Here is a 13,632-nt window from a genome sequence, read left to right on the forward strand (position 1 = left end):
GGCAGCGCGGGGCGTTCGCACCTTGAACCCGGGGCGTGCTTGGCTATAACCCCGGACGATTTGCCCGCGTCCCAGACAGCCCGGAGGCTTTCATGCCCAAAAGAACCGATATCAAGTCCATCCTGATCATCGGGGCCGGACCCATCGTCATCGGGCAGGCGTGCGAATTCGACTATTCCGGCGCCCAGGCCTGCAAGGCGCTGCGCGAGGAAGGGTATCGCGTGATCCTCGTGAACTCGAACCCGGCGACGATCATGACCGACCCGGAAATGGCCGACGCGACCTATATCGAACCGATCACGCCGGGGATGGTCGAAAAGATCATCGCCAAGGAACGTCCCGACGCGCTGCTGCCCACGATGGGCGGGCAGACCGGGCTGAACACCGCGCTGGCGCTGGCCGATGCCGGGGTGCTGAACCGTTACGGGGTGGAACTGATCGGCGCGCAGCGTTCCGCCATCGAGATGGCCGAGGATCGCAAGCTGTTCCGCGAGGCGATGGACCGGATCGGGCTGGAAAATCCGCGCGCCACCATCGTCGCCGCGCCGAAGCTGCCCAACGGCAAATACGACGTCAAGGAAGGCGTCCGGCAGGCGCTGGAGGCGCTGGAGGATATCGGCCTGCCCGCCATCATCCGCCCCGCCTATACGCTGGGCGGCACCGGCGGCGGCGTGGCCTATAACCGCGACGATTACGAACGCATCGTGCGGTCGGGGCTGGATGCCTCGCCCATGGCGCAGGTGCTGATTGACGAATCCCTGCTGGGCTGGAAGGAATTCGAGATGGAGGTGGTGCGCGACCGCGCCGACAACGCCATCATCGTCTGCGCCATCGAGAACGTCGATCCGATGGGCGTCCATACCGGCGATTCGATCACCGTCGCCCCGGCGCTGACCCTGACCGACCGCGAATATCAGCGCATGCGCAACGGCTCTATCGCCGTCCTGCGCGAGATCGGGGTGGAAACCGGCGGCTCGAACGTGCAATGGGCTATCAACCCCGAAGACGGCCGCATGGTCGTGATCGAGATGAACCCCCGCGTCTCGCGCTCATCCGCGCTGGCATCCAAGGCCACCGGCTTTCCCATCGCCAAGATCGCCGCGAAACTGGCCGTCGGCTATACCTTGGACGAGCTGGACAACGACATCACCAAGGTCACGCCCGCCAGTTTCGAACCCAGCATCGACTATGTCGTCACCAAGATCCCCCGCTTCGCGTTCGAGAAGTTTCCCGGCAGCAAACCCGAACTGACCACCGCGATGAAATCGGTGGGCGAGGTCATGGCCATCGGCCGCAGCTTTCACGAATCGCTGCAAAAGGCGCTGGCCAGCATGGAAAACGGCCTGACCGGCCTTGACGAGATCGCCATTGAGGGCGCGTCCGAACAGGGCAGGCCCGCCGTCATCGCCGCGCTGTCGAACCAGACCCCCGACCGCATCCGCATCATCGCCGAGGCGATGCGGTTCGGCCTGACCGACGACGAGATCCAGCGCGTCACCAGCTTCGATCCGTGGTTCCTGGCCCGCATCCGCGAGATCGTCGACGCCGAACACCGCGTCCGCGAAACCGGCCTGCCCACCGATCCGGACGGCCTGCGCGACCTGAAGATGATGGGCTTCACCGATGCGCGCCTTGCCACCCTGACCGGCGGCGAGGAAACCGACATCCGCCGCACCCGCGCCCGTGCCGGCATCCGCCCGGTGTTCAAGCGCATCGACACCTGCGCGGCCGAATTCGAGGCCCAGACCCCCTACATGTATTCCACCTACGAAGCCCCCGCGATGGGCGATGTGGAATGCGAATCCCGCCCCACCGACGCGAAAAAGGTCGTCATCCTGGGCGGCGGTCCCAACCGCATCGGCCAGGGGATCGAATTCGACTATTGCTGCTGCCACGCCTGCTTCGCGCTGACCGACGCGGGGTACGAGACGATCATGGTCAACTGCAACCCCGAAACCGTCTCGACCGATTACGACACCTCGGACCGGCTGTATTTCGAACCGCTCACCCTGGAACACGTGCTGGAAATCCTGCGGGTCGAGCAGGAAAACGGCACGCTGCACGGCGTCATCGTCCAGTTCGGCGGCCAGACGCCGCTGAAACTGGCCAACGCGCTGCAGGATGAGGGGATTCCGATCCTGGGCACCACCCCCGACGCCATCGATCTGGCCGAGGATCGCGAACGCTTTCAGGACCTGCTGAACCGGCTGAACCTCAAGCAGCCGATCAACGGCATCGCCCGCAGCGACGCCCAGGCCATCGCCATCGCGGAACGGATCGGCTTTCCGCTGGTCATCCGCCCCTCCTACGTGCTCGGCGGCCGCGCGATGGAGATCGTGCGCGACATGGACCACCTCAAACGCTATATCACCGAGGCCGTGACCGTCTCGGGACGCAACCCGGTGCTGCTGGACAGCTACCTGTCCGGCGCGATCGAGGTCGATGTGGACGCGCTGTCCGACGGCACGACCGTCCACGTCGCCGGCATCATGGAACATATCGAGGAGGCGGGCGTCCATTCCGGCGACAGCGCCTGTTCGCTGCCCCCGCACACGCTGGACGCCGCCACCATCGACGAGCTGAAACGCCAGACCGCCGCCATGGCCCGCGCCCTGCACGTGGTCGGGCTGATGAACGTGCAGTTCGCGATCCGGAACGGCGAGATCTTCGTGCTCGAGGTCAATCCCCGTGCCTCGCGCACCGTCCCCTTCGTCGCCAAGGCCACCGACAGCGCCATCGCCTCCATCGCCGCGCGGCTGATGGCGGGCGAGAAGATGTCGAACTTCCCCGCCCGCGCCCCCTATCCCGAAGGCGTCGGACCCGAGGATGACCTGCCCTTCGCCGATCCGCTGACGCTGGCCGACCCGATCACGCCGTGGTTTTCCGTCAAAGAGGCCATGCTGCCCTTCGCCCGCTTTCCTGGCGTCGACACGCTGCTTGGCCCCGAGATGCGCTCGACGGGCGAGGTGATGGGCTGGGACCGCAACTTCCCGCGTGCCTTCCTCAAGGCCCAGATCGGCGCCGGCACCCACCTGCCGCACGAGGGCCGCATCTTCGTCTCGATCCGCGACACCGACAAGACCGACGCCATGGCCGCCGCCGCGCGCGACCTGACCGATATGGGCTTCTCGCTGGTCGCGACCTCGGGCACCGCCGATTTCCTCGCCCGGAACGGCGTCGAGTCGACCCCCGTCAACAAGGTGTACGAAGGCCGCCCCAACATCGTCGACCGCCTGAAGAACGGCGACATCGCCATGGTCCTGAACACCACCGAAGGCACCCAGGCCATCGCCGACAGCCGCGACATCCGCGCCGTCGCCCTCTACGACAAGATCCCGTATTTCACCACGGCGGCGGGCAGCATCGCCGCCGTGGCCGCGATCCGGTCGCGGGAAGAGGGGGAGGTCGGGGTGAGGTCGTTGCAGGCTTAGTAGGTAGACTTTCGTCTTTAGGATTTACCTTCAATACCAAGGGATTGATTTTCTAGTGCCTAAATTTTAATACACACTTTTTTCCAGACCAGCCGGTATAAATTCTTCTATCTACAATTTCGCCTTCGTACCCAACCATACCGAGGATCAGAACTTCGGTAAGCCATTGCATAACTAACCAAGTTTCATGGAGTTCAAGCGCCTTTGGCACATATTTGGCATCTTGATGAACAATCTTGTTTCGAATAAAGCTTATCATTTCAAAGGCGTCCATATTCCGATTTCTAGACAATGCCTCAGCTTGCGGGCTATGTTCTAATATGTTTACATCCACGCCCATGAAGACAACAGCGGCACGGAGTTTGTCGCAGAAACTTGTCGTTCGGTCTGTGCGCATGGCTTTCGACCAACCTGCGAGATGTTCCAAAATGTAATTAGTGATCGCTTCTAGCGCACTGTGGGATGCAATGATGGACATTTCAATCGACACATCTCGCGACGCGTTGGACGCGCGATAGAAACTCAAGCCTTGCCTGATTGCTTTGTGAAGGAGGGGCTTCTTCATCGAACAGGAGAATTTTGAGAAAAGATCTGGCAAAGCTTTCTGTAGTGACTGATCAAACCAGCCCGTTTTAGATTTGCAATCGTCATGTCTAGTAAAGCCAACTGCTCGTGCGGCAACGGTTCCGTCGAACCCTTGCGCAATCATGTGTCCGATTCCGCAGTGAAGACCCTTCAAAAAAGTGAAGAAATCAAATATCTCGTTAAAAGTGCCATAGAAATGGTCAGTATTTCCTTGCGATTCTGTCGAGATGTGTGCAAGATATTCATTATGCGCGCCAAAGGGCCTTATTCTGAAATTCCTGCCGTCGGCGTCTGTAAGAAGGATGTCTCTCATTATCAGCTTGGGCGGGGACAGAAGAATTCCAGATATTGTTTGATATTCTTCATGATAGGCCAGTGCGAGAGGCTCTCGTTGCAGGGTGCCCGTCACTACTTTGCCTGATCCGCCAAGGCTCGCCTTTGTAATTATTATTGGATAATCCTTCCCTTTTTCGGAGAAGTAAACCGCTGTATTATCGGTTATTAACAGATCGAGCGCCTCTAAATCATCGACTTGATCGCTTAGATCAATCTTTACTCTCCAAGAAGCCTCATAAGAGATGGAAAGCTTTGCGCCCTTTATTCTTCTGCTTCCTATTGAAAGCTCGTCGACCTCAAGTTGGAATGGATCTTGCGCTTTAGCACAGGTGAAATCTTCTGGGTCTAGCATGAGTATCCGCTACGTCTTTGCTCTTGTGACACCTTCCCGCTTCAACCTTAAACGCAAAAGCAAGCTTAGCAAGCTTAGCGTGCCTCCTCGCACTCATCGCGACAGCCATTTGGCACATCAACACGCACCCTAGCGCCACACTCCACCAAACCCGCCCCACCTTAAGCCCACCCCTCACACCTCCCCCAACCCGTTCCGCTTCCGCGTCTCCTCGATCCTTGCCTTGCGTCCCGCCTCGGAGCTGATCCGCGTCCCGGGCATCGGCACGGCCGAGGGCGCGCGTCCGGTGGCGGGCGTCTCGGGCACGCCGAACAGATCGTCGCGATCGTGCTGCAAGTCCCCGAATTCGGGCCGCTTGCCGTCCAGCAGCTGATCCTCGCGCCGCGCCAGGTAATCCATCGTCTCGCCGCCCCGGATCAGCCCCGCCAGTCGCGCATGCATCCAGACCGACATCAGCCGGTTGACGCGGACCTGCCAGTCCGGCCCCATGCTGCGAAAGAATGTCACCACATCCTCGTCCAGCCGCAGCGTCACCCGGGTCTTGGTCCGGCCCGGCTTCTGGCGCGCGATCTCGTGCCATTCGTCGGGGATGCGCATCCGGTCCAGGATGGTGCTGTGCAGATCCCATTCCAGCATCCGCATCGCGTCGGCCATATAGTGGTAATTGGCCCGCCGCGCCTGTTCCGCCTTGCCGATGCCCATGGATGTCGCCCCCGTTCTGCCTGCGTGGACCCTGCCGCGGCGCGGTTAACGCGGCCTTAACGCGCCGGCCGTTGTCGGTGTACGCGCGGTGCACGCCCGGTGCCGCCCCGGTGCGCGGCTTGTGCGGCGGCGATCTTCGGCCTAGACGGCCCCGACGCATCCCGATGAGGCCGCCCATGCACACCGTCTCGCTGATCGCCGCGCCCGCTGCGGCCAACCTTGAAAGCGCGCTTCTGGACGGGCTGGCCAGGTCGTGGGACGGCGGCGCGCCACGCTGGCTGAACCCTGGAATCGCTGGCGAATTCGACATCCCGACGCTGCCCGCCGACGCCGATCGGGTCTGGTCCGACCTGCAGACCATCGGCATCGACCTGGCCATCCAGCCCACCGCCGGCCGCCGAAAATCCATCCTGCTGGCGGACATGGATTCGACCATGATCGACCAGGAATGCATCGACGAACTGGCCATCTTCGCCGGCGCCGGCCCCCGCGTCGCCGCCATCACCAACCGCGCCATGAACGGCGAGCTGAACTTTCATCAGGCCCTGATCGAACGCGTCAACCTGTTGGCAGGTTTGAAGGAATCCGTGATAGCCGAGGTGCTGGCCACGCGCATCACCCTCGCCTCGGGCGGGCGCGAACTGGTCGCCACGATGCGCGCGAATGGCGGATATGCGGCGCTTGTCTCGGGCGGGTTCACCGCCTTCACCGGCCCCGTCGCGGCCAGCCTGGGCTTCGACGAACACCGCGCCAACACCCTTCTGGCAGATGACGGCGTACTGACCGGTCACGTCGCGCTGCCGGTCTTGGGACAGCAGGCCAAGATCGAGGCGGTCCGCGACATCGCAGCCGCCCGCGGCCTGTCGCCGTCCCACGTGATCGCGGTCGGCGACGGCGCCAACGATCTGGGCATGCTGGCTCTGGCCGGCACCGGTGTCGCGCTGCACGCCAAGCCCGTCGTCGCCGCGCAGGCCCGCATCCGCATCAACCACGCCGACCTGACCGCGCTGCTGTATCTGCAAGGCTATCGCGCCGCCGAATTCGTCACGGGCTAAGCGCCGCCACGGTCTCCGCCGCAGGCCGGGCGACCGCCTGCGCCGCACCGGTGCCGGCCCAGAACGCGCCATAGCCGGTTTCCCCCATGGCAAGGGCGGCCTTGTTCAGCGCCTTGGCGGCATCGTAGGCGACCGGATAATCCGGCGCATCGCCGCCGTCGATGGCGGTGAACAGGTTCTGCACCCCGCGCGCCGGCCGTCCGGAAATCGCGCGCGTCATGATCGTCCGGCCGCGTGTCAGCGCCGCGCGATGCGCCGCCGGGGTTCCGGCCTCGGGCGCCAGCAGAAATGCCGTGCCGCTTTGAACCGCCGCCGCACCCGCCGCCATCGCCGCGCGGGCGTCGTCTTGCGTCATGATGCCCCCGGCCGCGATCACCGGCAGCCCAAGCGGCGCGATGTCCTTCACCAACGCCAGTGTCTCGGCCTGCGCATCGTGGGCGTCGGGATCGAAGACGCCGCGATGGCCGCCCGCCTGCCACCCCTGCGCAACGATGACATCGATTCCGGTCTGCGCGATCTGGCGGGCCTCGCCCATATTCGTGGCACTCGCCAGCAGCATCGCACCCGTTTCGCGCAGCGCGGCGATTTGCTCGGGCGACGGCAGCCCGAAATGAAAGCTGATCGCCGCAGGGCGCGCGTCGATCAGCATGGCCAGCATCGCGTCGTTCATCCGGAAACTGTCATAGATCTCGGACAGGCGCTGCGGAGGTTCGCGATCGAACCGGGCGAAATGGGGGCGCAGTCTTTCCAGCCATGCGGCCTCGCGCGCCGGATCGCGCCGCGCCGGGGCGTGACAGAACAGGTTGACGGCAAAGGGCCTCGCGGTCAGCGCGCGCGTCCGGTCGATGGCGCGCCGCGCCCCATCCGCATCCAGCGCGCCAAGCGCGACCGAGCCAAGCCCGCCGCAGTCGCACACCGCCGCCGCCAGTTCCGGCGTGGACACCCCTGCCATGGGCGCCTGAATGACCTTGTGGCGCAGGTCGAAGCGGTCAAGCATCTTACTCTCCTCGTCTTTGGCGTCCAAATATCCCACGGGGGTGCGGGGGTGTGAAACCCCCGCTGCGCCGCGGCCTTTACAAGCCGCCATCGAAGGCGCATGGGCGGCGCATGTTCGAACTGACCGCCGAGCTTGCCGTCCTGCTGATCGCCGCCGGGTTCGCGGCGGGGTTTGTGGATGCCATCGCCGGCGGCGGCGGGCTGATCACGCTGCCGGCGCTGATGTTGGCGGGGGTGCCGCCGGCGCAGGCGCTGGCCACGAACAAGGTGCAGGGCGTGTTCGGCGCGGCGACGGCGGCCGTCAGCTATGCCGCGCGCGGGCTGGTCGATCTGCGCACGCAGTGGCGCGCGGCCCTGGGCGCCGGGGCCGGAGGCATCCTTGGCGCGGCGCTGGTCAGCCGGTTGCCGACCGACGGGTTGCGGCTGGCACTGCCGGTGATCCTGATCGGGATCGCGGTCTTTTTCGCGCTGAAGCCCGGACTCGACGATCTGGACCGCATCAGGCGCATGCCGCCCGCACTGTTCGCGGCGGCGGTCGTGCCGCTGATCGGGTTCTATGACGGGCTGGTGGGGCCGGGGGCGGGATCGTTCTACATGATCGCCTTCGTGACGCTGGCGGGATACGGTGTGCTGAAGGCCACCGCGCACACCAAGCTGTTGAACCTGTTCTCGAATCTGGGCGGGCTGCTGACCTTTGCGCTGATCGGCAAGCCGTTATGGATGCTGGGCATCCTGATGGGCGTGGCGCAGATCGCGGGGGCGGCATTGGGCGCACGCATGGCCGCGCGGATCGGATCGCGGCTGATCAAGCCGCTGCTGGTCGTGACCTCGATGGTGCTGGCCGCGCGGCTGATCTGGCAGATGATCTGAAGGCCGGGCCGCAGCGCCGCGGGACGGTGGCGGCAGGGCTTGTCACCCAATGTCAGGGAAAGCCGGGCGACAGGCGCAACTCTCCGGTCGCGATGCCGCGCCAGTTGCGGATCGGCCCGCTCAGCAGGCGCGACACCACCGGCTCAGCTTGGTCCAGAACGCCCAGATGGACGAGGATCGCGGTGATCGCGGCCTCGGCCGCGCGCGTGCCGCCATCGGCGATCTTCAGCGCGACGCCAAGCCCCTGATCGGGCAGGATCGCCACGAACACCGCCTCGGCGCCGGTCTTGGCCACGACCCGGCCCCCCATCGCCCGCATCAGCATGGTGCAGGCGCGACCCTCGCCCGCGACCAGGTCGGGATGGGTGCGCATCGCGTCGGTCAGCCGCCGCATCGCCAGACCGCGCCGGTCGGTTCCCGCGCAGGCAAAGCGCGCCATTGCGCGGCCCAGCCCGTTCAGCGTGCAGGCCCAGTTGGGTGCCGAGCAGCCGTCGATGCCAAAGCCCGGGCTGATTTCGCCCGTGACCTCTTCGAAGGCGGTCTTGACCGCGCGCTGAACCGGATGATCGGGCGCAAGATAGTCGCCTGTCTGTCGACCCGGCCCGCGCAGATGCCGGGCAAGGGTCAGAAAGCCTGCGTGTTTGCCCGAGCAGTTGTTGTGAAGCTGGCTGGGGCTTTCGTCGGAACAGGTCAGGCGGCGGTTTTCCGGGCGGTCGCGCGGCATGTGACAGCCGCACAGCAGATCGGATTCGCCCATCCCCATCGTGGTCAGCCAGTCTTCCACCGCCTCGACATGCATCCGGGCGCCGCTGTGGCTGGCGCAGGCCAGCGCCAGATGCCGGTCGGTCAGCCCGGCCGCATCCGCCGCCCCGCTTTCGACCAGCGGCAGGGCCTGCACCATCTTGCAGGAAGATCGCGGAAAGATGATCTGCGACGGCTTTCCCCAGCTTTCGACGATGCCCTTGGCGTCGCAGACCACCGCATGCCCGCGATGCAGGCTTTCGCGCCGTCCGCCGCGCCACAATTCGATCATGTCGGCCGATCTCATCGCAATCCTCCCTGACAATTGCGCGATTTCATGCCTTGCGCTCTTTTTCGCGCAATGATTTTGGCTATCCTGTTCGCAGATGGTTGAAAAGACCACAGCAATCGGGAACAACGCCGGACAAGGCGGCGAACGGAATGGCAGGAGGCCAGAGCATGAAGAACACGACCCTGCGCGGCATGGTGGCCATCGCGATCCTGATGGCGGGCCTGGGGACGGCTGGCGCACAGGAATCGACGAATGTGGTGGCGACCGAGGACGACTGGACCGTCTTTGCGGCCAGCAATCCGCAGGAATGCTGGGCGGTGTCGCCGCCGAAATCGACGCTGAATTCCAGGGACGGCAAGGAGGTCGAGGTGACCCGCGGCGATATCCGCCTGTATGTCGCCTATCGTCCGGGCCAGAACGGCGAGGTGTCGTTTACCGGCGGCTATCCCTTTGCGCCCGATTCGACGGTCGAGGTCGATATCGGCGGACAGAAATTCAACCTGTTCACCGATGGCGAGAACGCCTGGACCGGCAGCCCGTCCGAGGATCAGAAGCTGATCGGCGCCCTGCGCGCCGGATCGACGGCCGTCGTCACCGGCCGGTCGGCGCGCGGGACGACGACCAAGGACACGTTCAGCCTGGCCGGCATCACCGCGGCCACGAACACCGCGCAGGCGCGCTGCAAATAGGCGGGGCAGGGGGCGCTGCCCCCGTCACCTTGCGGTGACTCCCCCGGGATATTTGCCCACCGAAGAGGGGGCCGGTTGAAACACCGGCTCTTTTCGCTTATCTGCGGTTCTTTCACGCAAGCCGCCGGTGTTTTCCATGTCCGCTCCGATCACGCAGGATGTCCTGACCATTCCCCGCAAGCTGCCCCAGGGCGGCCGCGTGAACTTGGTCGGCCTGACGCGCGAGGAACTGCGCGAGGCGCTGATCGCCGCCGGCACGCCAGAGCGGCAGGCGCGGATGCGGGTGGGCCAGATCTGGCAGTGGATCTATCACTGGGGCGTGCGCGATTTCGCGGCGATGACCAATCTGGCCAAGGATTACCGCAACCTGCTGGCCCAGAGCTTCGAGATCGCCGTGCCCGAGGTCGTGACCCGGCAGGTCAGCACCGACGGCACCCGCAAATATCTGCTGCGCATCGCCGGCGGGCACGAGGTCGAGGCGGTCTATATCCCCGAGGAAGGCCGCGGCACGCTGTGCGTCAGCAGCCAGGTGGGCTGCACGCTGACCTGTTCGTTCTGCCACACCGGCACGCAGAAGCTGGTGCGCAACCTGACCCCGGCCGAGATCGTCGGGCAGCTGATGGTGGCGCGCGACGATCTGGACGAATGGCCGCAGCCGGGCGCGCCGAAGAACGAGACGCGGCTGGTCAGCAACATGGTGCTGATGGGCATGGGCGAGCCGCTGTACAATTTCGAGGGGGTGCGCAACGCCATGAAGGTGGTGATGGACGGCGAGGGGCTGAGCCTGTCGCGCCGCCGCATCACCCTATCCACCAGCGGCGTCGTCCCCGAAATCTCGCGCACGGCCGAGGAAATCGGCTGCCTGCTGGCGGTCAGTTTTCACGCCACCACCGACGAGGTGCGCGACCGGCTGGTGCCGATCAACAAACGCTGGAACATCGCGACCTTGTTGGACGCGCTGCGCGATTATCCGCGGCTGTCCAACAGCGAACGCATCACCTTCGAATACGTGATGCTGGACGGTGTGAACGACAGCGACGACGACGCGCGCCGGCTGGTCAAGCTGATCGCGGGAATCCCGGCCAAGATCAACCTCATCCCGTTCAACGAATGGCCCGGTGCGCCCTATAAACGGTCGTCGTGGCAGCGGATCGAGGCGTTCGCGGACATCGTCTACAAGGCCGGCTATGCCAGCCCGATCCGCACCCCGCGCGGAGAGGATATCATGGCCGCCTGCGGGCAGTTGAAGTCGGCGACCGAACGGGGCCGCAAGTCGAAGGCGCAGATCGCGGCCGAAGCCGCGGGCTGACACCGGCCCCGGCCAGATTTTCGCACCCGCGTTCCCGCAGGGCGGCGCATCGTCAGCAGGGTTCTTTCCAGGCGTCTATGATGGCCACCGCCTCTTCCGCCGTCTCGACATAGTGGAACAGGTCCAGATCCGCCGCGCTGATCGTGCCGGCATCGGCCAGCGCGTCCCAGTTCAGGATCCGGTTCCAGAATTCGGCCCCGAACAGCAGGATCGGGATCGGCTTCATCCGCTTGGTCTGGACCAGGGTCAGCGTCTCGAACAACTCGTCCAGCGTGCCGAAGCCGCCCGGAAAGACCGTGATCGCGCGCGCGCGCATCAGGAAATGCATCTTGCGGATCGCGAAATAATGAAAGTTGAAGCACAGATCGGGCGTCACATAGGCATTCGGCGCCTGTTCGTGCGGCAGCACGATGCCCAGCCCGATCGACGCGCCCCCGGCCTCGTCCGCGCCCATGTTGCCTGCCTCCATCACGCCCGGCCCGCCGCCGGTGCAGATCACGAAGTCGCGGCCATAGGTTTCCAGGCTGCGGCGCGTCATCTCGCGCGCGAAAAGTCGCGCCTGTTCGTAATATTTCGACAGCTCCGCCAGCGTCTGGGTGCGCGCCAGATCGGTGTTCTGGGGAGCGGGGATGCGCGCGCCGCCGAACATGACCACGGTCGATTCGATCCCGCGCTCGTCCATCACCATCTGCGGCTTCAGCAGTTCCAGTTGCAGCCGCAGCGGCCGCAATTCCTCGCGCAGCAGGAAATCGCGGTCGGTAAAGGCCAGCCGATAGGCGGGCGACCGGGTCTGCGCCGTTTCCGGGGTCAGGCCGGCGCGGGCCACCGCCTCGTCGCTGTGCGGAAACGGATGGGCTCGGTCGTCTTTGTCGTTCATCGGAAGCCTCGGGCGTTTTTCGCGGATCGCGCGGATTGCACGGCCCTTTTGCCACGCTTATAGCCCTGTGGTGACAGTTTCCACCCGGACGAGACAGATCGAGGAGAGGCCGCGATGACCACCAGCCTGGAACATGCCATCGAAACCGCGTGGGACAACCGCGCCGATATCAGCAGCGCGACGCAGGGCGAGGTGCGCGAAGCCGTGGACGAGGCGCTGAACCGGCTGGATTCGGGGCAGCTGCGCGTGGCCGAAAGGCGCGACGGCGACTGGCATGTGAACCAGTGGGCGAAAAAGGCCGTGCTGCTGTCGTTCCGCCTGAACGACATGGAGGAGATGTCGGGCGGTCCGCAGGGCGCGAACTGGTGGGACAAGGTGCCGTCGAAATTTGCCGGATGGGGCGCGAACCAGTGGCGCGCGGCGGGCTTCCGGGCCGTGCCCGGCGCCATCGTGCGCCGCAGCGCGTTCATCGACAAGGGCGCGGTGCTGATGCCGTCCTTCGTCAATCTGGGCGCGCATGTCGGCGCCGGAACGATGGTCGATACCTGGGCCACGGTGGGGTCCTGCGCCCAGATCGGCCGGAACGTGCATCTGTCCGGGGGCGTCGGCATCGGCGGCGTGCTGGAACCGTTGCAGGCCGGCCCGACGATCATCGAGGACGAATGCTTCATCGGTGCCCGGTCCGAGGTGGTCGAGGGGTGCATCGTCCGCGAAGGTTCGGTCCTGGGGATGGGCGTGTTCATCGGCCAGTCGACCAGGATCGTGGACCGGGAGACGGGGCAGGTCATGTATGGCGAGGTTCCGGCAGGCTCGGTCGTCGTGGCCGGGTCGATGCCGTCGAAGAACGGCGTGAACCTGTATTGCGCGGTGATCGTCAAGCGGGTGGATGCGCGCACGCGCGCAAAGACCTCGGTCAACGAATTGCTGCGCGACTGACCGGCGGGTGAGCACGCTTTACATCGACGCCGATGCCTGTCCGGTCAAGGCCGAGGCCGAACGGGTGGCGACGCGGCTGCGGGTGCCGATGGTTCTGGTGTGCAATGGCGGCCTGCGCCCGCCGGCAAATCCGCTGGTCAGCCTGCGCATCGTGCCCGACGGCCCGGACGAGGCCGACAAGTGGATCGCGGACCGGTGCGGACCGGGCGACGTGGTCGTGACGGACGATCTGCCGCTGGCCGACCGCTGCCTGAAGGCGGGCGCGCGCGTGATCCGGCACGATGGCGAGATGCTGTCCGAGGCCAATATCGGCCCGCGACTGGCCACGCGCGACCTGATGGCCGATATCCGCGCCGCCGATCCGTTCCATCAGGGCGGGGGCAAGGGTTTCTCGCGCGCCGACCGGTCGCGATTCCTGCAGGCGCTGGACCGGGCGCTGCGCGCCGCGCGGGCTGGCTGAG

At 65.3% G+C, this 13,632-nt stretch carries 12 protein-coding genes; 7 read left to right on the forward strand and 5 right to left on the reverse strand.

All coding sequences use genetic code 11. The features are described from left to right. The first annotated feature begins 92 nt into the window (after positions 1–92). Positions 93–3,431 carry a carbamoyl-phosphate synthase large subunit gene (gene carB / locus JHW45_RS02445; RefSeq protein ID WP_272859381.1) on the forward strand — a complete coding sequence of 1,113 codons (3,339 nt, stop codon included), beginning with the start codon at positions 93–95 and terminating at the stop codon, positions 3,429–3,431. Positions 3,432–3,483: 52 nt separating this feature from the next. Here the strand turns inward: carB and JHW45_RS02450 are convergent, their stop codons facing one another. Both JHW45_RS02450 and JHW45_RS02455 read right to left on the reverse strand, forming a co-directional pair. After that, positions 3,484–4,704, reverse strand: a complete 1,221-nt coding sequence (locus tag JHW45_RS02450) for a hypothetical protein (RefSeq protein ID WP_272859382.1) — start codon at positions 4,702–4,704, stop codon at positions 3,484–3,486. A gap of 174 nt (positions 4,705–4,878) precedes the next feature. Then, positions 4,879–5,406 (reverse strand): BrnA antitoxin family protein, encoded by a 528-nt coding sequence (locus JHW45_RS02455; protein ID WP_272859383.1) that lies wholly within the window; start codon positions 5,404–5,406, stop codon positions 4,879–4,881. Between the two features lie 176 nt (positions 5,407–5,582). On the opposite strand from JHW45_RS02455, the gene serB reads away from it, so the two are divergent. Continuing rightward, entirely contained in the window at positions 5,583–6,461 is an 879-nt protein-coding gene (gene serB / locus JHW45_RS02460) for a phosphoserine phosphatase SerB (protein ID WP_272859384.1), read from the forward strand. Here serB and JHW45_RS02465 read toward each other — a convergent pair. Further along, positions 6,451–7,458, reverse strand: coding sequence for an NAD(P)H-dependent flavin oxidoreductase (locus tag JHW45_RS02465; RefSeq protein ID WP_272859385.1), 1,008 nt, complete (start codon positions 7,456–7,458; stop codon positions 6,451–6,453). The genes serB and JHW45_RS02465 overlap by 11 nt on opposite strands. A 110-nt stretch (positions 7,459–7,568) precedes the next feature. Here JHW45_RS02465 and JHW45_RS02470 point away from each other — a divergent pair, with 110 nt between their 5' ends. After that, on the forward strand, positions 7,569–8,327 hold the full coding sequence (locus JHW45_RS02470) for a TSUP family transporter (RefSeq protein WP_272859386.1): 759 nt from the start codon (positions 7,569–7,571) through the stop codon (positions 8,325–8,327). A gap of 52 nt (positions 8,328–8,379) precedes the next feature. Here the strand turns inward: JHW45_RS02470 and JHW45_RS02475 are convergent, their stop codons facing one another. Next, positions 8,380–9,375 carry an asparaginase gene (locus JHW45_RS02475; RefSeq protein ID WP_272859387.1) on the reverse strand — a complete coding sequence of 332 codons (996 nt, stop codon included), beginning with the start codon at positions 9,373–9,375 and terminating at the stop codon, positions 8,380–8,382. 152 nt (positions 9,376–9,527) lie between these two features. Between JHW45_RS02475 and JHW45_RS02480 the strand changes: the two genes are divergently transcribed. Beyond that, on the forward strand, positions 9,528–10,049 hold the full coding sequence (locus tag JHW45_RS02480; RefSeq protein ID WP_272859388.1) for an invasion associated locus B family protein: 522 nt from the start codon (positions 9,528–9,530) through the stop codon (positions 10,047–10,049). Positions 10,050–10,185: 136 nt separating this feature from the next. Next, a complete protein-coding gene (rlmN, locus tag JHW45_RS02485; RefSeq protein ID WP_272859389.1) occupies positions 10,186–11,358 on the forward strand; it encodes a dual-specificity RNA methyltransferase RlmN in 1,173 nt (390 codons plus the stop codon). Between the two features lie 52 nt (positions 11,359–11,410). Here the strand turns inward: rlmN and JHW45_RS02490 are convergent, their stop codons facing one another. After that, positions 11,411–12,235 (reverse strand): LOG family protein, encoded by an 825-nt coding sequence (locus tag JHW45_RS02490; protein ID WP_272859390.1) that lies wholly within the window; start codon positions 12,233–12,235, stop codon positions 11,411–11,413. 114 nt (positions 12,236–12,349) lie between these two features. On the opposite strand from JHW45_RS02490, the gene dapD reads away from it, so the two are divergent. Together dapD and JHW45_RS02500 are read left to right on the forward strand one after the other, a co-directional pair. After that, entirely contained in the window at positions 12,350–13,171 is an 822-nt protein-coding gene (gene dapD / locus JHW45_RS02495) for a 2,3,4,5-tetrahydropyridine-2,6-dicarboxylate N-succinyltransferase (RefSeq protein ID WP_272859391.1), read from the forward strand. Between the two features lie 7 nt (positions 13,172–13,178). After that, a complete protein-coding gene (locus JHW45_RS02500) occupies positions 13,179–13,631 on the forward strand; it encodes a YaiI/YqxD family protein (RefSeq protein ID WP_272859392.1) in 453 nt (150 codons plus the stop codon). Position 13,632 lies beyond the last annotated feature (1 nt).

The sequence above is a fragment of the Paracoccus stylophorae genome (assembly GCF_028553765.1).
GTDB lineage: Bacteria > Pseudomonadota > Alphaproteobacteria > Rhodobacterales > Rhodobacteraceae > Paracoccus > Paracoccus stylophorae.